The following is a 24270-nucleotide window of genomic DNA, read 5'->3' on the forward strand; positions in this document are numbered from 1 at the left end:
CTGGTTGTTGTTTATCTAAATAAAAAGGGTGTTTTTAATGAGAATCGTTAGATGACCAATAAATGACTGGCCAAGGCCTGGAGCGGCCTAGAGCTGATAGCCTTTTTCAACGTCCTCAATCATCAATTTCAGCGAGGTCGGACTCGCGCCTGTCACGTACCAGGCCTGGGCATCGGCAAAAATCACCTTGCCGTTCTTCCATGCTTTGGTCTGTTGCAGCAACGGGTTGCCCATGCTTTGGGCGTCCATCACCGGGCGACGCTCCATCACCGCCGTGCGGTCCACCACATAAATGATGTCGGGGTTGGCCTGCTGAATGAATTCGCTGGAAATCGGCTGACCATGCAGACCCGCTTCGGAGGTCGCGCTAGCGGGTTTCACTCCCAGGGCATTGAAGATAAAGCCGTAGCGCGACTGCACGCCGAATGAACTGAAAGCGCCATTGTTGTGAAGCACCACCAGGGCTTTTTCGGGCCTTCCTTGCGTGAGATGCCTGACCTCTTCGACTTTGGCATCCAGCTCATCGACCTTCTCGCGGGCCAGCGCCTGCTTGTCGAAAATCTGCCCCAAGGTCAGCAAGTGGTCCTTGATGACGTCGATATGCCGCGCTTCGCTGTCGCGGTAGTCGACATCGAAATGGACGGTCGGAGCCATTTCGCTCAGCTCTTTATAGTGATTGGCCTGCAACGAGGTGATGAGGATCAGGTCCGGCCTGGCCGCATAAACGCGCTCAAGATTGGGCTGCACAATGGCGCCGACGTCTTCGACACTCGCAGCATCCTTGTAGCGGGCGAGAAAATGCGGGACAAAATCCTTTGGCATTCCCACCACCGGCACGTCGAGCTGATCAAGAAAATCGACCTCGTTCATATCCAGAGCGACCACCCGTTGCGGGGCGTGCTCGATCACCGTTGTGCCCAATTGATGCTGCACGCTGACCGGTGCGTAAGCGCCCTGCCCCGCTTGCGCGGCAGGGCTGGCCTTGGTCGGTGTTGCCGGTTTGTCGTTGCAGCCCTGCACCGCAAAAGCTGCGGCTATCAGCAGGGCCAACGGCCACAAACGCTGGGTGTGATGCGCCATGTTCAAGGTTCTCTCTAGGGGTTGAAGTAGTTGCACAGAAGCCCGCGCGGGCCCTGGCTGATGTCGAAGTCCAGCCCGTACAGCTCGCTGAGCCGGGTTTGAGTAATCACCTGCTCAACGCTCCCGGCGCAATGCACCGCACCCGCCTTCATCGCCACGATGTGATCGGAATAGCTGGCAGCAAAGTTGATGTCATGCACCACCAAAATCACCGTACGGCCGAACTCATCGCAGAGTCGGCGCAGCGCGCGCATGATCTGCACGGCGTGCTTGATATCGAGGTTATTGAGCGGTTCATCGAGCAACAGGTAGTCGGTTTGCTGAGCAATCGTCATCGCCAAAAAGGCCATTTGCCGCTGCCCGCCGCTGAGTTCGTCGAGGTAGGCGTGGCGTAACGGTTGCAGAGACAGAAATTCGATTGCCTCGCCAATCAGCCGCCGGTCTTCGGCGGTCAACGCCCCACGGCTGAAAGGAAAGCGCCCAAACGCGACCAACTCCTCCACCGTCAAGCGCAAGTTGAAGTCTGGCGACTGGCGCAACGTCGCCACCCGTTTGGCGTACTCATTGATTGGCAAGCCCGTAACCGGGCGGCCTTCGAGACGCACTTCGCCACGCCCCGGCGCCATCAGCCGCGCGATCATCATCAGCAACGTGGTCTTGCCAGCGCCGTTTGGGCCGATCAGCGAAGTCAGCCCGCCGGCCGGGAAACACGCATTAACGTTGTTCAGTACGGTCTTGGCGCCATAGGCCTTATGAATGTCATGGACAGTAATCATGGGGTTCCTCGGGTACGCACCATCAACACCAGGAAGTACCCGCCGCACACCAGATTGACGAGGATTCCGACAGTGGTCTTGTAGTTGAAAACATGCTCGACCAAGAGTTGGGCGGCGATAAACATACCGACGGCAATCGCGCTGCCCAGCACCAGGGTGACCCGGTGCCTGAAGGTGCGGGCCAACGCGTACGTGATGTTTGCGACAAATACGCCCATAAACGCCGTGGGCCCGAGCAAGCTGGTTGAAATCGCCACCAGCGCCGCAATCAAGCCCAGGTGCAGGCGCACGTTGCGCCGGTAATCAACCCCCAGCGAAATAGCCTGATCGCGCCCAAGGGCGAGTACATCGAGGGTGGGTAAGGTCTTCAGGCCCACCAGGCATACGGCTGCAACCAGCGCCCCGGAGAACAGCAACTGCTGAGGCTGTGCCCGATTGAAAGAAGCCTGGCTGAAGCCCTGCAACACAGAGAACTCACCGGGGCTGACCTTGAGCTGGACGAACTGGGTAAAGGTACTGATCACCATGGTCAGTACCAGGCCGACCAACAGCAGGAAATACACGTTGTTCTTGCCGTCCCGAAACAACCCGCGATGGATGCACCACGAATAGGCAAGCATCAGCAGCACGGACAGTAAAAAGTTACCGGAGACACCCAGCAGAACCGCGCTGTACGTGCCGAGGAACAACACCAGCAAGGCCTGCAAGAGCAGATACACCGCCTCGTAGCCCATTATTGCGGGGGTCAATATGCGGTTGCCGGTAAGGGTCTGGAAGGTGATCGACGACCAGGCAATCGCCACCCCGCCGATCACCATGGCTGCGAGCCGGGCGAGCCGCTTGGGGATCACATAGTCAAAATCCAGGCCCGAGCGCATGAACACAAACACCAGCGCCAACAATACGACCGCGCCCCACACGGCATATCGGGGCAGCGCACGGCTCATCGGTGCCTCCAGATGATCAGCACGAGGAACAACACCCCGCCCACGCTGCCCGCAGTCAAACCGATGGGCACTTCGAACGGGTAAATAATCAGACGTCCAAGAATGTCGCAGACCAACAGCAAGCACGCGCCACCCAGTGCCACGATGGGCAGCGTGCGCGCCAGGTTGTCGCCATAACGCAGCGCGACCAGATTGGGGATGACCAGGCCGACAAAGGGGATCGCGCCGACCGTAATCACGGTGGCGGACACGGTGACTGCCACCAGCAGCAACCCCAGCACCACGGTTGCGGAATAGTTGAGCCCCAGGCTGGTGGCCATGCCCTCACCCATGCCTACCACGGTGAAACGGTGGGCATACAGGTAGGTCAGAGCAACAATCGGCAGGATCAAATAGATAATTTCGTAGCTGCCCTGCACCACCCGGGAAAAGTCCCCCAGCAGCCAGCCCTGCATGCTTTGCATGATGTTATTGCGATAGGCATAAAACTCGGCAAAGGCGCTCAGTACGCCGCCATACATCAGGCCGATAACCGGGACCAATACCGTGCTTTTGAACTGGATGCGGCGGATCACCCACACAAAGATCAGGCCGGCAGCAAAACAAAACACCAGCGCAAACAACATTCGCGCAGGCGCTCCGGCAGCGGGTGCCAGAGCCAACGACACGAGGATGCCGAGCTTGGCCGCATCCAACCCGCCCGTGGTGCCCGGCTCGACGAATTTGTTACGCACAATATGTTGAAGAATCACCCCGCACACCGCCAGGCCAACCCCGGTCAGCACCAACGCGGCAAGACGCGGCAGACGGCTGGCCGTGATCGTCAGCCAGGCATCGCCCGACGCCGAGAACAACTGCGACCACTGCAACTGTCGCGCCCCAACCAACAGCGACGCCAGGCAGAGCAAGGCAAACAGCACAGCCCATCGTGCACGCATCAGGCTTGCTCGCCGTTCGTAGGCACAGCAATACGCCAGCCCTTGGCCGCCCGGCGCTGCTGCAAAAACTGCGCATAACGGCCGTTGCTGGCGCGCAATGCTGCCGGGGAACCTTGCTCAACCAATTGGCCCTTATCGAGCACCAGAATCTGGTCCGCCATGGCCACAGTCGACAGCTGGTGAGCGATCACCACCAGGGTGTGCCGACCGCGCAGCCTGGCGAGTGTCTGGGCGATTACCTGTTGGTTCTCGGCATCCAGGGCGGCGGTGGCTTCATCAACCAGCAGGATGGGGGCGTTCTTGATCAGCGCCCGGGCAATCGCAATGCGTTGGCGCTCACCGCCCGACAATTGCGCACCGCCCTCACCCACCGGCGTATCGATGCCCTGAGGCAAACGTTCGATCAGCTCGCTGACCCCGGCCTGCTGCGCCGCATCGAGAATCTCGGCCAGGCTGGCGGCAGGTCTGCCGATACGGATGTTGTCGGCAATGCTGCCCTGAAACAGATAAGTGTCCTGGAAAATCTGACTGATCTGGCTGGCCAGTTGCGCGCTGGACATCTGCCGCACGTCCACCCCGCCAATCAGCACGCTGCCCTGGCAGGCATCGAAAAACCGCGCTAGCAAGCGCACCAGCGTGGTCTTGCCGGAACCGGAAGCACCAATCAGTGCCGTCATGCTGCCCGGCGCAATGCGCAGGCTGACGCCGTGCAACACTTCCGGCTGATCGGGTGCATAACGCATGCTGACCCCGCGCAAGTCGATCGAAGCATCTGCCGGGGTCTGTGGCTGCTCGGGTTCAGGCAATGGCGCAACGGCAAAAATGCTTTGCACTTGCTCAAGCTGACCGTAGGCACCACGCACGGTTTCGGCGTAGCTGGCCACGTCGAGCAGCGGGTCGATGTAGCGACTGGCCAACACCAGCGCGACCACAACAGCAATCACCGAGCCGGTGTCCTGGGCAACGCCCAGATGTTCGTTGAGCCAGATCACAGCCGCTATCAGCAATAGCGCAAAGATGGCCTGCACCACCCAGGCGTTGAGCACCACCGAGAGCGTGGACTGCAAGATCAGGCGCATGCCGGAGCGGCGCTGCCGGTCGATGGCGTGCTCAAGCAACTGCGTCCCGCCGCCTTCGCCGTTAAAGGCGCGCAGCACCGACTGTGCCTGGGCGAACTCAACCATGCGCTGGCTGGCATCGGCAAAGTGCTGCTGGTAAGCCCGGCCGGAGTGTCGCCCCAGCCGTCCTGTTAACCGCAGCGCGAGCACCAGCAGCGGCAGCCCCAGCAGTGCGATCAGGCCCAGCGGCCAGTGCAGCGCAAACAGCGCAGCGACCATTACCAGCGGCGTGACAGCGCCGGTGATGAGGGGCGTAAAGACATGCGCCGGCAATTGCGCAACCGCCATCACGCCGTGGGTAATCACATGCCCGAGGCGACTGGTATTTTGCGCGGTGAACCAGCCCAGTGGCAGGCTCGCGACATGATCACCGATACGTTGCCGGGCGCCCTGCAAGATCGCCACACCCACCGCTACGCCGGCCTTGTCTACCTGGCGTCGCCAGGCCCAACACACCACCACGCCCGCCAGCGTCAGGCCCAGCCATAACCCGGCGCCCCGCACATCGTTGGCCAATAAATGCTGTAACACGGGGACCAGGGTGATAAGGCTCAGCCCGCTGAGCAGGCCATAGGCTACGGCCATGCACAGGTAGCGGCGCAAGACCGGCGCGTCATCGCCCAATAATTGAGTAAGGGGTTTTAGCATGACGGCACCGCCTGTTGTTCTGACTGCGAGTAACCACCCTGCGCCCACAAACGCGCATAGAGCCCCTTGCGCGCAAGTAGTTGCTGGTGCGAGCCCTGTTCATGCACCGTGCCGTTGTCGAGCACGATGATCTGGTCGGCATGCATCACCGTGTCGAGGCGATGGGCAATCACCAGCAGCGTACGGCCTTCGGCAAAGCGTGACAGCGCTTCCTGGATCGCCACTTCGCTTTCGGCGTCGGCGGCGGCCGTGGCTTCGTCGAGCACCAAAACGGGCGGATCAAGCAACACGGCGCGGGCGATGCTCAGGCGTTGCTGTTCGCCGCCGGAGAGCTGCGCGTCTTCGCCGATCACGGCGTCATAGCCGCGTGGTAACGCGAGTATTCGCTCGTGGATATTGGCGGTTCGCGCTGCCTCCTCGACCTCTTGCCGGGTGGCCGACGGCCTGCCCAGGGCAATGTTGTCGCGCACGCTGGCGTGGATCAGGCGCACCTCCTGCAAGACAAAACCGATGTGCCGGTACAGGCTGGAGGACTCGATGTGGCGAATGTCCACACCACCCAGCGTGATGCGCCCCTCGGTGGGGTCAAAGAAGCGCAGCAGCAGTCGCGCCAGTGTCGATTTGCCCGCACCGGAGTAACCGACGATGGCCGTGGTGGTACCCGGTTTCAGCGTCAAGTTGACGTCTGCAAGCACACGGCGCTCGGCGTCATAGGCGTAACCCACATGTTCAAAGCGGATCTCGTTGCCGTTGGGCGATGCCTGTTCGCTCGGGCTCGGCTGCTCCAGCACCGGTGTATCCAGCAAGGTCTGCACACGCCGGGCGGCGCCGGTCGCGTGATTCAGGTCATGGGTGATGTAGTGCAACAGCAGCAAAGGGCCGCAAAGCCCCGGGGCCACCAGGGCAAACGGCAGCACATCGAGAGGTTCCATCCAGCCCAGGCCAACGAATACGGTGCCAAAGACCAGCACCATGCCCAGTACCGTGACCGGCGCAATCAGCGCATTGGCATTGGCCATCGGCGCCACCAGTGGCCGGGTGAAGCCGACAAAAGCCTCGGCAAAGGCATCAACCGCATCGCGGTAGCTGCGGGGAGCCCTGGCGCTGCCACTAAACGATTTGACCACGGCAATACCGTTGACGAATTCCACGACTGCGTTGTCAATGCGCCCCATGCCGGCCGCGAACGCCTGCATGTTCGCTTCACTGGCTTTCATGGCCCTGGCAAAAAACAGGAAAAACCCCGGAAGCGGGAGAAGCGATAAGATTGCCAGGCGCCAATCCAGCGCAAACAGGTAGATCAGCGCGATCAGAATGGCCCCGCCTGCACGGCCCAGTGTTGTGTAGAAATGCGCCGTCAGGCTGTGCAGTGTATTGATGTCGTCCTGCATCGCCTGCTTGACCTCCCCCGAGGCCCGGCTGGTGAACCAGCCTAACGGCACGCGGCTCAGGCGTTGCGCAATCGCCACGCGCAAATGATGGGTGAGGCGGTTGTCAGCCAAATGCGCGAGCAGCTCAGAGGCGGCGATCAACAACAAACCTGCACACAGGCTTGCCAGCCCGACCGTCACGGCCCACCCCACCTGGTTTTGCGCCATGTCGGCTTCGCTCAGGGCAAGCCGGGCGATGTGTGCAATCACCGCCAGCGGCACCAGCGTCAACATCGCACCTAAAGCCGCAAGCACGGCGGCAATGATCAATCGCCCACGAACTGGCTTCAGTAGCTGGCTGATCGGGCCACGCACCTTTCGTTTGGCCGAGGCCGGGTCAGGAGTTTCCATGGAATTCAAACGTCCGGAATTTCAGGAGAGCTGGAAAGCTCGCGCTTTCCTTCGCAGGGATACAAGCGTCGTCAGGGCTCTGGAAACGCCACTGTAAACGCCAATCTTAATTAGTTGCATGACTATAAACTAATTTGCGAAATCCTGACAAGACGGCTACAAGACTGTCACCCACGTTCAAGGATCTGTTATGACCCCGCCACAATTGCCCGCAACCCGAGGGCGCCCTCGTACCATCACCCGGGAACGCATCGTCGAAGCAGGCATCAAGATGGGCTTGCCGAGCATTACCTTTGTCGGCGTTGCTGCGGCACTGGGCGTCAGCCATATGGCGCTTTATAAGCACGTGGCCAATCTCGAAGCGCTGAAGAGCATGGTCGCCGAAGAGATCTTCACCCGCTGGCAGATACCCCAGGCCGGGGCTGATCAATACAACGGGCTGAAGGACTACATGATGGTGTTTGCCACCTCGGTGCGGGTGTTCGTCAAGGCGCATCCAGGGCTGACGCCTTACGTCATCCGCAGGCTGGCGGCGACCCAACCGATGCTCGCCAAAATCGACGACCATCAGAGCCATATCGCCCAGGCCTATGGCCTTTCAAAAGAGCGCGCGCGCTGGCTGCTGGCGACCGTCGCGTTTCACGGTATCGCCGTGGCCGATACGGTGTATTCGGTGACCGGTCGGGAACCGGTGCTGGAAGCGGAGCGCGCGGCAGAAGAAGCCGAGATGGAAGCCGAGCTTGAACAAGGCATGCACGCGCTGATCGTCGGTGCACTGGTGCTGCTGGAGCAAGACGCTCAAAAAGAGGACGTAGCAAAACCGGCCATGCCCTAAAGCTGGCGGGCAAGCAGGTTGTGAAGCAACAGCGACTCGCCTGAGTCGCTGTGTGCATTGTTAATCAATCACTCCGTCGGCGCGTATTGCATCTCACCGTTACCAAAGGACCAGTCTTCGCGTTTGACATCGATCAAATTGATCCAGACGTCTTCCTTTCTCAGCCCGGTTTTCTCATGAATACCCTCGGCAATGGCTTTGTAAAAAGCCTTTTTTACCTCAACTGAGCGACCGGCATTCCAGGTGATCTGGATGAACACAATGTTCGGCGTGTAACTGATTCCCAGATACCCCGCAGCCGGGTAGACCAACTCTTCCTTGGCATGGCGGTGAATGATTTGAAACTTGTCATGCTCAGGTACGTTAGCAACGTTGACCATCGCCTCGTAAACCACATCGCCAATGGCAGCGGCGGTTTGGGCAGAGGTATCTGATGAAAGATCAATTCTGACGAGAGGCATGGAACAGTCCTATTTAGAAGGGAGAGCCTGGGGGAGTTAGCGCGTGGTTCTACGCTAAGCGCAACGACACATTGCAGCAAGCGCAGTGTTCTCGAAAAACTCAGGTTTCACTTGAGCGGCGGATAGATCCAGCCACACCGAGGATAAACAGCGCCGGCAGTAACAACCCCAGCACCAGCCAGGGTATGGCTTGCGGCCCCCAGCCTGTCAGCAGAACTGCACCGATTACGCCACTGCCTGCAAACGCCAGATTAAAGACCGTCACCAGCATTGATTGAGCGATGTCAGCGCCCTCACCCGCCACCTCGGCCAAGGCCGTTTGCAATAACGTCGGCGCTCCGCCAAAACTCAACCCCCACAGCACAAGGCAGCAATACAGTGCACTACCATTAAGACGCCCCACGCCCAAAGCAAGCGCTATCAGTGCAAAGGTGGTCAGGTTGATCAGAATCAAACGCTTGAGCCTGCCGTCGATTAAAACGCCGGTGCCCCACAGCCCAATCATCGCGGCGATCCCGAATGCCAGCAGGCCCCGATCGACCTGCACGGCCAATCCAACAGACGCCATAAACGCAGCGATGTACGTGTAAAGCGTGTAATGGGCCAGAATCCAGAGCATGACCACTACCAACACAGGTCGTACACCGGGCGTTTGCAGCACGTTGCGCAACGGCAAACGCCCAGCGGAACGCAACCCGGGATAATCAGGGATTTGCTGATGGATCCACAGCATAACCAGCAGACTAAGCCCTGAAAGCGCTGCAAATACCCAGCGCCAACCCAATAACGCACCCAGCCAGGCCCCAAGCGGTACGCCTAAAGCCAACGCTAAAGGTATGCCCAGCATCGCAAGCGCCAGGGCGCGACCTTGAAGCTCAGGAGCGACCATGCGTCTGGCATAGCCTGCCAGCAGGCTCCAGGCCAGACCGGTTGCTATCCCGACAAAAAGGCGGGCAGCCAGGGTCAGGCAAAACCACGGCGAGAACGCAGTCACGGCATTGCCGACACAAAACACACCTGCCGCCAGCATCAGCAATACACGCCGGCGCCAGCCTTGCAGCGCCAAGGTCAGAGGAATAGCCGCCAGCCCTGAACCCAGCGCGCACAGGGTCACCAGCTGCCCTGCCCAGGCTTGCGACACACCAAACGTTGCGGCAATTTGCGGCAAAAGCCCGGCGGGTACGGTTTCATTGGCGGTGGCGATAAAGCTGGCCATGGTCAGCGCCAATAGTGCCGCCAACGGAAGTCGTTCTTGGGGTCTCGATAAAGAAGAAAGTGTTTCAGCGGTCATGGCCTGTGCTCAGTAGCGATAGAAGACCAGAGTCTGCGCAATTGCCAGAACCTTGATAATTGGCCTAGCATTTGATGAACCTTCAAATCCAGATTGAATATGGCCACTGACCGCTTGGGTGATATGCGTTTGTTCGTCGAAGCGGCAGCGCTCGGCAGTTTGTCGGCTGCGGGTCGCAAACTGGGCTTGTCGCCCGCGGCGGCCAGCGCACGATTGATCAAACTGGAGGCGGCGCTGCGCACCCGTTTGTTTGATCGCACCACGCGCCAGTTACGCCTGACCGAAGAAGGCCGCTTTTACTTGCAACAATGCTGGGTCGCCTTGCGCGCAATTGACGAAGCCGAAGCCGGCCTTCAAGCCAGTGGTAAAGAAGTACGTGGCAAAGTGCGGATATCCGCCTCGGCCGATTTTGGCCGCAATCTGCTTAACGACTGGCTGCAAGACTTCAGCGCCTTATACCCGGACTTGAAAATCGCGCTGACCTTGTCGGATTCGGTGTCAAATCTGCTGCAGGACGACCTCGACCTTGCCATCCGTTTTGGCCAGCCTCAGGACAGCTCGCTGATCGCCCGCCAAATGGCCCCCAACTGGCGGGTACTGTGCGCGTCACCTGAATACCTGGCACGCCATGGTGAGCCTGAAACCCCTGCTGATCTGGCCAGGCACACGTTCATCGTCCTGGTCACGTCGACCGGCCCCCTGAATACCTTCCACTTTGTGGTTGGAGGGCAGCCGTGGGATCACGTCGTCCCCATGAGCGAGGCCTGGGAAACCAACGACGGTGCGCTGGCCAGGGAATGGGCATTGGCAGGTCACGGCATCGCCCGAAAAACCATCTGGGATGCCGCCATGGATATACGGGCAGGCCGACTGAAAGTCGTGCTCCCGGACTTTTGCATCCGCGAAGCAGGTGTCTATGCCGTTTTACACAGCAACCGCTACCGAAGCCCCCGGGTGCGGGTATTGCTGGACTTCCTTGTTGAGCGTTTCAGTCGAGCAACCAGTGATTTATTGCTCGATGCCAAGGATGCTGGGCAGCGTGGTTTGATCGAGCCTCTTGGATCAGCAGCCACGGGGTTACCTGGTTCTTGTAGCCGTTGACGAGCCTTGCGAGGCTACGTCCAGCTGCGCAGCAGCCGTAAAGCCTGGCGGCAAAGATCAAAAGATCGCGAGCAAGCGCGGGCACAGATGGAGCCCGGGTTTCGTATCAATCCCCCCAACCACAGTGATTTGGCTTGAAGCAATCGGGCCAATGTGGAATATACCTACGAGTCGACACCAATAGCCTCAAACGAGAAGGGCCTGGCATATTACGCATAATGGGTAGGGCATCATCAATCAATGTACGCAAGGTACTCTGGGCCTGTGCCGAGATGGAAATACCCTTTGAACGAGAGGATTGGGGCGCTGGCTTCAAATCGACGCACACCGCTGAGTTTTTGGCACTGAATCCCAATGCCATGGTGCCGGTCATTCAAGATGGCGATTTCATTCTGTGGGAATCAAACTCGATCATTCGCTACCTGGCTTCCCGCTCCAACGCCAGCAACCTTTACCCCCACCAAGCGAGAGCTCGAGCCCGCATAGACCAATGGATCGATTGGCAAGCGTCGGATCTCAACAAATCGTGGAGTTATGCCTTTATGTCGCTGGTCAGGCATTCGCCAGAGCATCAAGACAGCCAGGCGCTGGCTACCGCGTGCAAAGACTGGTCGAGGCACATGGAGATTCTCAACCGCCAACTTGAGTCAACCGGTGCCTACGTTGCAGGCCACGAATTTTCCCTTGCAGACATCCCCGTCGGCCTGTCGGTTAATCGTTGGTTCGAAACGCCGCTTGCACACCCGGACTTCCCGGCCGTCAGCGACTATTACGAACGTTTGAGTCAGCGACCGGGCTACCTCCTGCACGGAAGAAATGGCACGCCATGACCCGCCGGGCTAAGCCAGCGGGTATGGGTCCAAGATCAAAAGATCGCGCTACCAAAGCGCATACGTGTAGTTGATATAGAACCGGGTCTGGTCCTGGTTCTGCAACGTTGACGTCGGCAGTTCGGTTCTGAAGTTAGCCCGACGCAATGACACACCTAGCCCTTTAAGTGAGCCGCTCTGGAGTGTGTAGTCCAGGCGGTAATCACTCTCCCATTCGCTATACCGCCCGGTGGTTGTATTGCCGATGCCACGGATATCCTGGCCTTTGACATAAGTCCATTGCGCTCTCAGCCCCGGTAATCCCATGCCGGCAAAGTCATACCGGTAGATACCAAAAGTGGAGTTTTCACCCGCGCGGGTAAAGTTGTTGATCATGATATCGGTGTACAAATACACACTCGCCCCGCCCTCACCCTCTGAGCGCCCGCGACCATTCACCAGGTTGCCGTTGGTGATATAGGGCATGCCGCCACTGTCACTGACCCGTTGATGGCCCAAGGTCAGCGAGTGGGCATTGAGCGCATAAGTAAATGCCGCCGACCAGGTGGTGTTATCAATTTTCCCTGTGCCGCCTGCGTTATAACCGCTTTTATATTGGTAATCGGGGTCGCTGCCGTTCTTGCCGTCAGAGTGACTATTAAAGTAACGCAGATCGGTTTTAAGCGACTGTTGCGAATCTATTTGCAGGTCATGGACTAACCCGACAAACGATTGCCCGTAATAGTCATCCAGTTGCGCGTAGTAATACTGCAGCATCAGGTTTTTAACGGGCCTCCAGTCGGCTCCGGCAAATCGAAAGGCGTCACTGCCCTTGCGCCCGCCCGCCGCAATACCACCCCAGTTACTCGAAGCCCGCCCTATGGCGCGGTTAAGTTGCCCCGCCGTGAACGTGACGTTATCGAGGTCTTGTGAGGTAAGCATCGCGCCTTGAAAAGACTGGGGCAGCAAACGTGCGTCATTAGCCACCAACACCGGCAAGTTGGGCGCCAGCGCATTACCGGCTTTCAGTTCGGTTTTGGCGACTTTAACGCGGGCATTGGCGCCCACGCGGCTCCAGTTATCAACCGGCGTACCGTTGGTGTTCAACGGGGTGATGGTATTGCTGGTGGCGGGACTATGGGGTGAAATGCCGCCGTCCAGGTTGACGCCCAGCAAGCCCAGAACATCTAGCCCGACACCCATAAAGCCCTCGGTATAACCCGAATTAAAGTCCACTCTTAAACCCGTGACTGACTGGCGTTGATCGACGCCGTTCTTGCCACGTTGGTCACTTTCAAAATAGAGCGAGCGAGACCCAATAGAGGCTTTACTGTCGTCTATAAAACCCGCAGACCAGGCCGGTTGATAAAAGGCGGCCACGGTCAAGCCGAGTGCCATTGCACGTTTATTCATGTGTGTTTTCCCATGCAGGCGTAAAGCCCGCTGTCAGTCGCACGTTATTGTTGTTATTTGCCACACTTATAAAACTTTACGACTCAAACAGACTGCGTATTGAATAACTGGCGTTAACTTCGCATTGCACGAAACGCTTACATAATGTTCGAACTGGCCACAAGGTGCCCTGGGGCAACTTCCCTGTAACTCATGCCAGGGGCTTGGTAGTTGATGTCGTAAATCCTGCTCGGTGCCACTTCCTCGATCAGTTCAAAGCGTTTTCTGGCCACGGTGACATCCGCAGAAGGCACCGCGCTCAGCAACTTTTGGGTGTAAGCATGTTGCGGATTTTCGAAGACCGAGTGACGCGGGCCAATTTCAACAATACGCCCGTGGTACATCACTCCGACGCGATGACTCACCCGTTCGACTACCGCAAGGTCATGGGAGATAAACAGGAATGAAATGCCCATGTCCCGCTGCAAGTCCTGCAGCAGATTAATCACCTGGGCCTGAATGGACACGTCCAGCGCCGACACGGCTTCATCGGCAATGATCAACTTGGGCGATAGGGTCAAGGCACGGGCAATGCAAATCCGCTGCCGTTGCCCGCCAGAAAACTCATGCGGGTAACGCTGCGCATGTTCTGCCGACAGCCCCACACGCTCCAGCAGGCTGCGCACTTGTTTGCGGGCTTCGGCGCCATGGGCAATGTTATGGACCTGCAGCGGTTCCATCAGGCTGTCTTCAATCGTTAGGCGCGGGTTGAGCGAGGCATAAGGGTCCTGGAAGACCATTTGAATGTCCCGGCGCAAAGTCTTCAAACCACTCTTGTTCAATGAACCGAGGCTCTTGCCTTCAAAAACAATGTTCCCGCCCTGGATCGGCATCAACCCGGCAATGGCACGCGCGCTGGTGGATTTACCGCACCCGGACTCCCCGACCAAGGCCAGGGTTTCACCCGAATAGATGTCAAAGTCGATGGCCTCTACCGCATGCACCCGGCGATGAACCCTGCCCAACAGCCCGCCCTTGAGGTCGTAGCGAATGGACAGCGATTTGACGCTGAGGATGGGGGGCTGCTGGTAGTCAGGGGCAACACTGGGCTGCGTGGCCAAGGCCGCGGAGGTTTGGTCCTCAATCAGCGCAAACTTGGCGGGTAGCAACGTCCCCTGCATCGAGCCGATTTTAGGCACCGCCGCCAGCAAGGCTTGGGTGTAAGGCTGCCGGGGCGACTGCAACACCACGTTGACAGAGCCCTGCTCGACGGTCTCGCCGCGTTTCATGACCATGACCTGATCGGCCACTTCGGCCACCACGCCCATATCATGGGTAATGAAGATAACGCCCATGGCCAAGTTGCTTTGCAGCTCTTTGATGATGCGCAAAATCTGCGCCTGCACGGTCACGTCCAGCGCGGTGGTCGGTTCGTCAGCGATGAGCAGGGTCGGTTCGCAGACCAGCGACATGGCAATCATGATGCGTTGGCGCATCCCGCCGGAAAGCTCGTGGGGGAAGCGGTTCATCACTTGCCGGGCATCCGGAATACGCACCAGATCCAGCATGCGCAAGGCCTGGGCGTCAGCTTCTGCACGGGTGCAGCGCTTGTGCAGAATGATTGCCTCGGTCAATTGGGCGCTGACCTTGAACACCGGGTTCAACGAGGTCATAGGCTCCTGGAAGATCATCGACATCGACGAGCCGCGCAAGTGACGCATCACCGATTCAGGGGCCGATACCAAGTCAATGACCTGGTTGTCGCGGGTGTACAACTCCATCGATCCCGACAAGACCCTGCCGCCCGCGCGCTTGGTCAGGCCCATCATGGCCATGGACGTGACCGACTTGCCGGAGCCGGACTCACCGACTATCGCCAGTGCCTGGCCGCGCCTCACATCAAAGGAGACATCGCGCACTACGGGCAATTCACGCCCGACCGGGCCAAACCCCACGCTCAGGTTTCGAACCCGAGCGACCAAATTCTCGTTCATGTACGGCTCCTTAGTCGACGATCTTCGACACAGCGGCATCGAGGTCAGCACGGGACTGGGCGATCTTCAGGCGGTGCTCACTCACCCACTCGCAGTCCTGGGCCAGTTCAACGCGGGCAATGGTCAGCAAGCGCTCGATTTCGTTCGGGCAGACACCGCCCGCAGAGGTTCGGGTCTCGACAAATCGGCGTGGATTGAGTGCGTCTCGCACCTGTTCATCCGTATATTTAAGCGGCGAACCGATGGTTTCCAGTGCCGCGGTATCCAGGGCAGCGCCCGTGACCTGCGCCGGTATCACGCCCTCGCGCAAGCTGTTACGCACCAGACGCGCCACCACATGGTGCACCTGACGGAACGAAATACCGCGATCACGAACAATCACGTCCGCCAGATTGCTCGCAGTGCACCAACTGCCTGACAACAGCTCTGCCATGCGGTCCTCATGCACGATCAGGGTCTCGATGATGCCGGTAAACAGATCGAGCATCCCGTCGGTAATGGCCAACGCATCATGGATCAACGGCAGATCACGCATGGCCTGATCGCCAGTGCCTTCAGCACGGAACGTGGCCAATGCGGTGCTCAACCAGGTCACTGAGCCACCGGCCGCCTTTTTGATGGTTTCCAGGCCGCTGGGGTTTTTCTTCTGCGGGAAAATGCTGCTGGTGCCGCAATAACCGTCATGGCTCTCGACCGTGGCGAACTCGACACTGGACCAGATATGCAGGTCGGTGGCCAGGTCGTTGAGGTCCGCCATGATAAAAGACAACGCGCTGATGGTTTCTGCCGCATACCAGGCTTCGCGCCCCAGCTTGGAGTTCTCGACCAGACTGTCAAAACCCAACAAATACGTGGTGCGCTGACGGTCCAGCGGCCACGACGTGCCTGCCAGCCCTACCGCGCCCAGCGGGTTGCGGTTAACCCGGCTGTAGGCATGCACCAGACGGCTGAAGCTGTCATGCAGACGCGAGGTAAAGCTCAACAGGTAGTGGCCGAACACCCATGGTTGAGCGTGTTGCATATGGGTGTAGCCCGGCATGATGGTGTTCGAGTGCTGGGCGGCCTTTTGAATCAGCGCCCCCTGGAACTCATTGAGGCGGTCGAGCACACCCAGAATGCGCTTGCGATCGTACAGCCGGCGTACGGTGGCGCCCTGGTCGATACGGCTGCGCCCGGTGTGCATTTGCCCGGCCGAATCTTCGCCGATCCGGGAAAACAGGTAAGACTCGACTTGCAGCAAAAAGCTGCCTTTTTTCACGTCGAACGGGAAGTCCGCAGGCACCATGTCGCGTATTTTGCGCAGCTCAAGCAGAATCGACTTTCCGACTGCTTCGGTGAGGATATGTTGCTCAACCAGCATCACGGTGTGCGCCAAATCAACTTCGACGAACTCATGGAATTGCCGCTTCTCGGTTTCAAGCGCAGGTACATCATGATGTTTGACCATGCGTTCTGCAGGCGGAGCACTCAAACGGGCATCTGTTAACAGGGCTTCGTTGGCATGTAAATTGGACATCTTAAATCACCGTTTAATGAGTTCTACATTCTTGAAATCGAGGGTCCCTTCGTAATTAACATCGAGACCGGTTAACTCTTTACGCACGCCGATAATTTGTTCCTGATCAAACAGGGGTAAATTATCGGGGTCTTGTTCCCATAAAATTTCCTGTATGTCCTTGTAGTAAGACTGGCGTTTATCAACGTCCATTTCATGGGCCGCGAGTTTCAACAACTGATCCACTTGCGGGTTGCTGTAACCTGTGAGGTTTTGCGGATCACCGGTCGACAACTTGCGCCTTAGTCGAATATCAGCGTCCGATAGACCCGTGCCCAATAACCACATATTGGCGTCGTTAGTGCCTTTACCCGTACCCTTTCCAGGGTCGGCGCGGTACAGACTTTTTTGATAAGTGGCCCATTCCCACACTTTGAAATCGGTTTTAAGCCCCACCGCATTGAGATAACCCTGCACCACTTCGGCAACCTGGCGATCTTTGGTATAGCGGCCCGCGGGTGTCCACATCACCACGGTGCCGGGGTAACCGCCCGGGTAAACGTCGTTAATGATTTTTCTTGCCGCGTCCGGGTCGTACTTGACCGGCTCAAACACTTGTCGTGCCTGCGTGCCTTCGGGGAATGGCCCCGTCGGGACCTTTCCATAACCCAGCAGCACCTTGTCGACCAGCGCCTGACGGTCAATCGCCATGCTCACCGCGCGACGGATTCGCGGATCATCAAAAGGCGGCTTGGTCAGGTTCATTTCAAAGAACACCTGAAACGTACTGGGCACCCGCAACAGATCAGACTTGTTGAGCGACTGTAATTCGATCGCCGCTTCGGGCGATAAATTGCCCGCCACGTCAGCATTGTTGGTGCGCAGTTCAATCACCCGGGATGAATCCTCCCGCACAGGGCGGAAGACTATTTTCGAAGGTTTGCCGGGCTCACCATAAAAGGCCGGGTTCTTTTCAATAATCGCCTGATCATTGGGTATCCAGCTGTCGAAGGTATAAGGCCCCGTCCCGACCGGATGATGACCATAGGCCCGTCCGTATTGCGTGACCGCCGCTGGGCTGCTGATGGACGAAGACTCTTTGGCCAGTATCTCCAGCAGCGTCGGCGAAGCTTCTTTGGTGGTAATGCGAAGTTCGTAAGGTGATACCGCCTCGACCGAACTGATGTCCGCATAGTACGAACGGTGCGGAGAGCCCAACTTGGGGTCACGAATACGGTCCAGGTTGAATTTCACCGCTTCGGCATTAAAGTCCGTACCGTCATGAAACTTCACGCCCTGCTTTAGAACAAAGGTCCAGGTTTTACCGTCTTCGGTTTTTGACCATGAAGTGGCCAAATCCGGAACAACCGCCGAGCGATCGCGGCCATCCCAGGCCACCAGGCGGTTGAACACATGATTAATCACATTGTAAGAAGGCACACTGCGCGAGACAGCCGGGTCCAGCGTATCGATATCAGAACCTTGCACAAAGGTTATTTTGCCCGCGTCTTTAGCTTGGGCAACCAGCGGTAAACTGAGCGACAGCCCGATCATGCCCACCACAGAAACCCGGCGCATAAGTGCTGCCAGTAACGTTAAGCGTCCCATTCTTTTTTCTCGCTTTATTATTGTTGTCGCGTTTATCGGCCACTGCCTCGCCTGATGTTGACTCAGGCGTTACGTGATTTCGGATCGATAAAGTCCCGTAGTGCATCGCCAACAATGTTGAAGCTCAAGATGGTCAGCACCAGCGCGCAACCGGGGGCAAACAACACGTAAGGGTGTGTGGTCAACAACGGCCGTGACTCGGCGATCATCGAACCCCACTCTGGTGTGGGCGGCGGTGGCCCCAACCCGAGGAAGCTCAGCCCGGAGCCAATCAAGATGGCTTCGGCCAGCGATACGGTGATTTGAATAATCACCAGCGAACCGATGTTGGGCAGGATATGCACCAGCAACAGGCGCAGGTCACTCACACCGATGGATTTGGAAGCCAGCACAAACTCGCGGTTTCTCAGAGCCATGACCGGCCCGGCAAAGAAGCGCACATAGATCGGAATGCTGGAGATGGCAATCGCCAGAGTCAGGCTCAAGATGCTGTTACCGGCCACCGTAATCACCAGAATGGCCACCAGGGTGCGCGGGAAGGCAATCATGGAGTCCATGATGCGCATCACCACACTGGAAAGCGCCCCGTTGTAATAGCCGCAGGCAGCGCCGACCGAAACACCCACCAGCATCGCAATCGCCACGCTGGAAACCGCAACGGTCAGGGTGATGCGCGCGCCCCACAAAACCCGTCCGAGCAAGTCCCTGCCCATCTGGTCGGTGCCGAGCCAGTAGTCACTGCCCGGGGCAATCAGTGATTTGGACAAGTTGATTTTGGTCACCGAGTCCCAATCGAAGAACAACGGTGCACAAAGTGCCGCCAGAACCATGGCAACAATGACAATTAATGCACTAAGTGCGAACCAGCGCTGATGGGAAACCAGAAACCGTACAAAGCCCAATCGACGTTTAACCGACGGCTGTGCATCCGTCTTAGTTGTAGGTGATGCGAGGGTCGAGGATGCCATATACGAGGTCCACCATTAAATTAATGATTACAACGAGGGCCGCAAATACAAGGATGGTTCCCTGAACGACGTAAAGATCTCGCGCCATGATTGCATCGATCAAATATCGCCCCATGCCGGGCCAGGCAAATACGGTTTCAACAATGACGGCACCGCCCAGCAAGCGACCGAAGTCCATCCCGAACACTGTTACTAATGGAATCGCCGCATTGGAAAGTGCATGTTTAAGAACAACTTTATAACTGGGGACACCTTTGGCGTAGGCGGTGCGAATGTAGTCTTCCTTGAGCACGTCCATCATGGTGGAGCGTGCCAGCCGCGAGAACGTCGCCACATAAGGAAAGCCCAGGGTGATGGCCGGCAGTATCAAATGTTGCCAGCCGCCTCTGCCCGTCGGCGGAAGCCACCCCAGATAAGCCGAAAAGATCGACATCAGGATGAGCCCTAAAAAGAAGCCGGGCATGGAGATACCCAACACCGCAAACGTTGTCAGTGAACTGTCCAGAAAACTTCGTGGCCGCAGCGCCGCGATAATCCCTAATGGCACTCCGATAATGATTGCCAGGAGCATCGCTGCCAATGTCAGTTCAAGGGTTGCCGGTAATGTTCTGGCGATACCTTGCAGTACCGGTGTATAGGTTTGGAACGATTCACCAAAGTCGCCGGTGACTATCTTTTTCACATAAATGAAGTATTGCGTGGCCAGCGGTTTATCCAACCCGTAGTTATGGCGTATTTGCGCAATATCTTCTTCAGTTGCATCGGGGCCGGCCGCCAGTTGAGCCGGGTCTCCTGGAATAAAATGCATCACCAGGAATACCACGATGGATACCCCCGCCAGCATCGGAAGCAGGAGTAATAACCTGCGCAAGGTATAGTTCAGCACGAGTTGCCCTCTTCTTATTTTGTTCAGCAGCGTCTGGCGTTAGTGGCCGGTCAGTGCTGTATCGCGAAACATCGCCGACAAATCATCGCTCGGCCACCTCACTATCGCAAACCGGCAACATGTTGGACGCACATAACAAAATGTTATACGTTGGCGCCGCATGCATCTCACACCACGCCGAGCACGTCGATGAAACTCAACCCCCGCCAACTCGAAGCCTTCAGGGCCGTCATGCACACCGGGAGCATGACCATTGCGGCCGAAAGCCTGCAGATCAGCCAGCCAGCGGTCAGCAGGCTGGTACGTGATCTGGAATCAATACTGTCGCTAAAGCTGTTTCGCCGTGAAGGCAACCGCCTGATACCCGGCGCAGAGGCACAGGTGCTGTACGCCGAAGTCGACAAGTTTTATCAGGGGATCGAGCGAATTGAGCGCATTGCAGACGACCTGGTGACACTGCGCACCGGTACGTTGCGAATCGCGTCCATGAGTACGCTGGGGCTCAGCGTGGTTGCAGAAGGTGTTTGCCGGTTTGCCCGCAAACACCCCGAGGTCAAAACATCATTGGATGTTCGCAACTCGTTGGGGATTCTGGAGCTGACGTCGGCCAACCAGACAGACATCGGTTTTGTTCAGATACCGTCGGGGGACTATCCGGGGATACAAACGATTCCACTGCCCCCCATCAGTGCCGTGTGCGTGCTTCCTGTAGACGATGTACTGGCGGCTAAAAGCGTTATCTCACTGGAGGATCTGCACCAGCGCCGCTTGATTAGCCTCAATACCCACAACCCGCTGCAACGGCGCATTAGTTCGGCCATGGAGTCACGCGGGGTTGCCGGGCTGTCCAATGTGGAAACCACGGCCGCGCACTCAGCCTGTGGCATGGTCGCCGGAGGGTTGGGTATCACGATCTGCGACCCGTTTACAGCGGCCTACTCCAAATACCCGGGCATTACCTTCAGAAAGCTGGATCAGGATATCCCTTTCGAGATTTCCATGGTCTTTCCTAGCCACCAGCATCGTTCAAGGCTGACCCAGGACTTTATGAACGTCATGGAGAGCCTGTTCAAATCGCAGTTCCTGTCCATGTATCAAGTGGCACCTTGATGTGGGAGCGGGCTTGCTCTCATGCGGGCAAGCCCGCTCCCGTGGGATTTAAGCCAAGTGCTTAGTTGCCCCAGCCCACCACGCCCTTGATTTCTAGGAAGTCGTGAATGCCCCAGCCCGCATATTCGCGACCATTACCCGACTGTTTGTAGCCACCAAACGGCGCAAATGTGTCCCAGTCCGGATAGTTCAGGTACACCGAACCTGCACGCATGCGCCCGGCCACGGCGCGGGCGTGTTCTAGATGGGTGGATTGAACATAGGCGGCCAGGCCGTAAACGGTATCGTTGGCGATTTCGATGGCTTGCTCTTCGCTGTCGTAAGGCAGAATCGACAGCACCGGCCCGAATATCTCTTCGCGGGCAATGGTCATGCTCGGCTGCACGTTACCGAACACTGTGGGGCGTACGTAATAGCCCTTGTCCAACCCTTCCGGGCGGCCCAGACCACCCGTCACCAGGGTGGCGCCCTCCTCGATTCCGGCCTTGATCAAGCCCTGGATCTTGTCGAACTGCGCCGCGCTGATCACCGGGCCCAGGTTGGTGTTGGCATCACGCGGGCTGCCGGTGACCAGTTGCTGCGCCGTACGTTTGGCAATGTCCAGCGCCCGGGCATGCTGCGCCGCCGGGACCAGCATGCGCGTCGGCGCGTCGCATGACTGCCCAGAGTTGGAGAAACAGCCCTGCACGCCCTTGACAACAGCTACCTCAAAGTCAGCGTCTTCCAGCAGGATATTCGCCGACTTGCCGCCCAGTTCCTGAGCTACACGCTTGACCGTATCGGCTGCCGACTTGGCGACCATGATGCCTGCACGCGTAGAGCCGGTGAACGAAACCATGTCGACCTGCGGGTGGCTGCTCATGGGTTGGCCGACGTCCGGGCCGGTGCCATTGACCAGGTTGAAAACCCCGGCCGGCACGCCCGCTTCATGCAAAATTTCGGCAAAGATGATGCCGGTCAACGGTGCGATTTCACTCGGTTTTAGCACCACGGTGCAACCCGCGGCAATGGCCGGCGCGACTTTGCAGACGATCTGGTTGAGCGGCCAGTTCCACGGCGTGATCAGCGCACACACGCCGATGGCTTCACGCACCACACGGGTGGTGCCGTGCTGTTCGCTGAACGTGAACGACTTCAGCGCGCTGATGGTCGACTCAAGGTGCGCACGACCGCTCCAGACCTGCGCGTCGCGGGCAAAATGCAGCGGCGCGCCCATTTCCTGGCTGACGGCCTGGACCAGGTCGTCATAGCGCAGGTTGTAGACCCGCAAAATCTCTTCCAGCAGTGCCAGACGCTCACCGACGCTGGTCAGCGAAAACGCCGGGAAAGCCCTGCGGGCCGCTGCCACAGCTTTGTTCACATCCTCGCCATTGCCTACGGCGATTTTGATAAAGGCCTGTTCGGTTGAGGGATCAACCACCTCAAGCGTCTCTCCAGACTCGGCCTCAAGCCATTGACCCTCGATATAAAACTTCAGTGCATTGTTCATTGTGTTCACTCGGCTCAATGGTGACTGGGGAAGGCAAACTGTGCCGCTTCGTGGCTGGCACGGCGCGGCCAACGTTGGGTAATGGCTTTTTTCCGGGTGTAGAAACGTACCCCGTCCGGGCCATAGGCGTGCAGATCGCCAAACAGTGAGCGCTTCCAGCCGCCAAAGCTGTGGTAGCTCACAGGCACGGGCAGCGGGACGTTAACTCCGACCATGCCCACTTCGATTTCATCGCAGAACAACCGGGCTGCTTCACCGTCGCGGGTGAAGATGCACGTGCCATTACCGTATTCGTGTTCATTGATCAGTTGCATGGCCGCTTCGAGGCTGCCCACGCGAACGATACACAATACCGGGCCGAAGATTTCATCGGTATAGATGCTCATCTGCGCGGTTACCCGGTCGAACAGCGTACCGCCGACAAAGAAGCCGTTTTCGTGCCCTTGCACCTGCAAGTCACGGCCATCCACCACCAACTCAGCACCTTGGGCAACGCCCGCATCAATGTAGCCCTTGACCTTGTCCCGCGCCGCAGCGGTGACCAACGGCCCCATGTCGAGGCCGCTGGAAGTGCCCGCACCAATTTTCAGTCCACGGATTTGCGGCAGCAGTTTTGCTATCAGCGCATCGGCAACCGCATCGCCCACACACACCGCCACCGACAGGGCCATGCAGCGCTCACCGCAAGAGCCATAGGCTGCGCCCATCAAGGCGCCGACGGTATTGTCCAGATCCGCGTCGGGCATCACCACGCAATGGTTTTTTGCCCCGCCCAATGCCTGTACACGTTTGCCGCGCTTGGTGCCCTCGCTGTAGATGTATTGCGCAATCGGCGTGGAACCGACAAAACTCAGGGCTTTGACATGCACAGACTCGATCAGGCCATCTACTGCTTCCTTGTCGCCATGCACCACGCTCAGCACGCCGTTGGGCAAACCCGCCTGAATCAGCAATTCAGCGATATACAAGGTCGAACTCGGGTCGCGTTCCGAGGGTTTGAGGATAAAGCAGTTACCGCAGACGATCGCCAACGGGTACATCCACAACGGCACCATGGCCGGAAAGTTGAACGGCGTAATGCCTGCCACCACCCCTAGCGGTTGCAGGTCGCTCCAGGCATCGATGCCGGGGCCAACATTGCGGCTGTAATCACCCTTCAGCAGTTGCGGCGCGCCACAGGCGAATTCGACGTTTTCAATCCCGCGTTTGAGTTCACCCGCTGCATCTTCAAGCGTTTTGCCGTGCTCTTCGCTGATCATCAGGGCAATCGCCGCTTCGTGTTCCTCAAGCAACTGTTTGAAGCGGTACATCACCTGCGCGCGCTTGGCCGGTGGCGTGTTGCGCCAGGCCGGAAACGCCGCCTTGGCGGCCTCAATGGCCTGCTGCAAAGTCGCTGCGTCAGCCAGAGCCACTTGCTTGCTCACCGCGCCCGTGGACGGGTTGTAAACGTCGGCGGTGCGGCCAGTGCCCTGAACCCGCACACCGTTGATCAAATGAGGAACGATACTGCCCATTACGACTCTCCCATGCCGGGCAAGCAGCC

The 24270-nt window shown here is 58.2% G+C and carries 20 protein-coding genes; 4 read left to right on the forward strand and 16 right to left on the reverse strand.

The annotated features are described in order from the left end of the window. Positions 1–87 precede the first annotated feature (87 nt). The 6 genes from GHO32_RS17700 to GHO32_RS17725 are packed head-to-tail and all read right to left on the reverse strand — an operon-like array spanning position 88 to position 7288. Positions 88–1080 (reverse strand): siderophore ABC transporter substrate-binding protein, encoded by a 993-nt coding sequence (locus GHO32_RS17700; RefSeq protein WP_153332687.1) that lies wholly within the window; start codon positions 1078–1080, stop codon positions 88–90. Between the two features lie 14 nt (positions 1081–1094). Beyond that, positions 1095–1856 carry an ABC transporter ATP-binding protein gene (locus GHO32_RS17705; RefSeq protein ID WP_153332689.1) on the reverse strand — a complete coding sequence of 254 codons (762 nt, stop codon included), beginning with the start codon at positions 1854–1856 and terminating at the stop codon, positions 1095–1097. After that, on the reverse strand, positions 1853–2803 hold the full coding sequence (locus tag GHO32_RS17710; RefSeq protein WP_153332691.1) for an iron chelate uptake ABC transporter family permease subunit: 951 nt from the start codon (positions 2801–2803) through the stop codon (positions 1853–1855). Before GHO32_RS17710 ends, GHO32_RS17705 begins: the two co-directional genes overlap by 4 nt. Then, complete coding sequence (locus tag GHO32_RS17715) at positions 2800–3741, reverse strand: ABC transporter permease (RefSeq protein WP_153332693.1); 942 nt, start codon at positions 3739–3741, stop codon at positions 2800–2802. The genes GHO32_RS17710 and GHO32_RS17715 overlap by 4 nt, the downstream gene beginning before the upstream one ends. Then, positions 3741–5507 (reverse strand): ABC transporter ATP-binding protein, encoded by a 1767-nt coding sequence (locus GHO32_RS17720; RefSeq protein WP_153332695.1) that lies wholly within the window; start codon positions 5505–5507, stop codon positions 3741–3743. The genes GHO32_RS17715 and GHO32_RS17720 overlap by 1 nt, the downstream gene beginning before the upstream one ends. Continuing rightward, positions 5501–7288, reverse strand: a complete 1788-nt coding sequence (locus GHO32_RS17725; protein WP_153332696.1) for an ABC transporter ATP-binding protein — start codon at positions 7286–7288, stop codon at positions 5501–5503. The genes GHO32_RS17720 and GHO32_RS17725 overlap by 7 nt, the downstream gene beginning before the upstream one ends. Before the next feature lie 190 nt (positions 7289–7478). On the opposite strand from GHO32_RS17725, the gene GHO32_RS17730 reads away from it, so the two are divergent. Next, positions 7479–8123, forward strand: a complete 645-nt coding sequence (locus tag GHO32_RS17730) for a TetR/AcrR family transcriptional regulator (protein ID WP_153332698.1) — start codon at positions 7479–7481, stop codon at positions 8121–8123. A 68-nt stretch (positions 8124–8191) separates the two neighbouring features. On the opposite strand, the gene GHO32_RS17735 is transcribed toward GHO32_RS17730, so the two are convergent. Then, positions 8192–8584, reverse strand: a complete 393-nt coding sequence (locus GHO32_RS17735) for a tautomerase family protein (RefSeq protein ID WP_153332700.1) — start codon at positions 8582–8584, stop codon at positions 8192–8194. A 100-nt stretch (positions 8585–8684) separates the two neighbouring features. After that, positions 8685–9875, reverse strand: coding sequence for an MFS transporter (locus tag GHO32_RS17740; RefSeq protein WP_153332702.1), 1191 nt, complete (start codon positions 9873–9875; stop codon positions 8685–8687). Positions 9876–9974: 99 nt separating this feature from the next. On the opposite strand from GHO32_RS17740, the gene GHO32_RS17745 reads away from it, so the two are divergent. After that, entirely contained in the window at positions 9975–10976 is a 1002-nt protein-coding gene (locus tag GHO32_RS17745; protein WP_153442944.1) for a LysR family transcriptional regulator, read from the forward strand. A gap of 206 nt (positions 10977–11182) precedes the next feature. After that, on the forward strand, positions 11183–11806 hold the full coding sequence (locus tag GHO32_RS17750; protein WP_153332706.1) for a glutathione S-transferase family protein: 624 nt from the start codon (positions 11183–11185) through the stop codon (positions 11804–11806). Positions 11807–11854: 48 nt separating this feature from the next. Here GHO32_RS17750 and GHO32_RS17755 read toward each other — a convergent pair whose 3' ends face one another. The 6 genes from GHO32_RS17755 to GHO32_RS17780 form a co-directional block, all read right to left on the reverse strand. After that, positions 11855–13198, reverse strand: coding sequence for an OprD family outer membrane porin (locus GHO32_RS17755; RefSeq protein ID WP_153332708.1), 1344 nt, complete (start codon positions 13196–13198; stop codon positions 11855–11857). Positions 13199–13335: 137 nt separating this feature from the next. After that, on the reverse strand, positions 13336–15171 hold the full coding sequence (locus GHO32_RS17760; protein WP_153332710.1) for a dipeptide ABC transporter ATP-binding protein: 1836 nt from the start codon (positions 15169–15171) through the stop codon (positions 13336–13338). Between the two features lie 10 nt (positions 15172–15181). Continuing rightward, a complete protein-coding gene (gene argH / locus GHO32_RS17765; protein WP_256665427.1) occupies positions 15182–16687 on the reverse strand; it encodes an argininosuccinate lyase in 1506 nt (501 codons plus the stop codon). A 6-nt stretch (positions 16688–16693) separates the two neighbouring features. After that, positions 16694–18220: an ABC transporter substrate-binding protein gene (locus GHO32_RS17770; protein ID WP_256665436.1), complete on the reverse strand. Its 1527-nt coding sequence runs from the start codon at positions 18218–18220 to the stop codon at positions 16694–16696. A gap of 116 nt (positions 18221–18336) precedes the next feature. Next, on the reverse strand, positions 18337–19242 hold the full coding sequence (locus tag GHO32_RS17775; protein WP_153332714.1) for an ABC transporter permease: 906 nt from the start codon (positions 19240–19242) through the stop codon (positions 18337–18339). Next, positions 19208–20128 carry an ABC transporter permease gene (locus tag GHO32_RS17780; protein ID WP_368668333.1) on the reverse strand — a complete coding sequence of 307 codons (921 nt, stop codon included), beginning with the start codon at positions 20126–20128 and terminating at the stop codon, positions 19208–19210. Before GHO32_RS17780 ends, GHO32_RS17775 begins: the two co-directional genes overlap by 35 nt. Positions 20129–20317: 189 nt before the next feature. Here GHO32_RS17780 and GHO32_RS17785 point away from each other — a divergent pair, with 189 nt between their 5' ends. Continuing rightward, a complete protein-coding gene (locus tag GHO32_RS17785; RefSeq protein WP_153332716.1) occupies positions 20318–21238 on the forward strand; it encodes a LysR substrate-binding domain-containing protein in 921 nt (306 codons plus the stop codon). Positions 21239–21299: 61 nt separating this feature from the next. Here GHO32_RS17785 and GHO32_RS17790 read toward each other — a convergent pair whose 3' ends face one another. Together GHO32_RS17790 and GHO32_RS17795 are read right to left on the reverse strand one after the other, a co-directional pair. Continuing rightward, positions 21300–22727: an aldehyde dehydrogenase family protein gene (locus tag GHO32_RS17790; protein ID WP_153332718.1), complete on the reverse strand. Its 1428-nt coding sequence runs from the start codon at positions 22725–22727 to the stop codon at positions 21300–21302. 14 nt (positions 22728–22741) lie between these two features. Beyond that, positions 22742–24241: a CoA-acylating methylmalonate-semialdehyde dehydrogenase gene (locus GHO32_RS17795; protein WP_153332720.1), complete on the reverse strand. Its 1500-nt coding sequence runs from the start codon at positions 24239–24241 to the stop codon at positions 22742–22744. Between the last annotated feature and the right edge of the window lie 29 nt (positions 24242–24270).

It is taken from the genome of Pseudomonas sp. FSL R10-2189 (assembly GCF_009600325.1).
GTDB lineage: Bacteria > Pseudomonadota > Gammaproteobacteria > Pseudomonadales > Pseudomonadaceae > Aquipseudomonas > Aquipseudomonas helleri.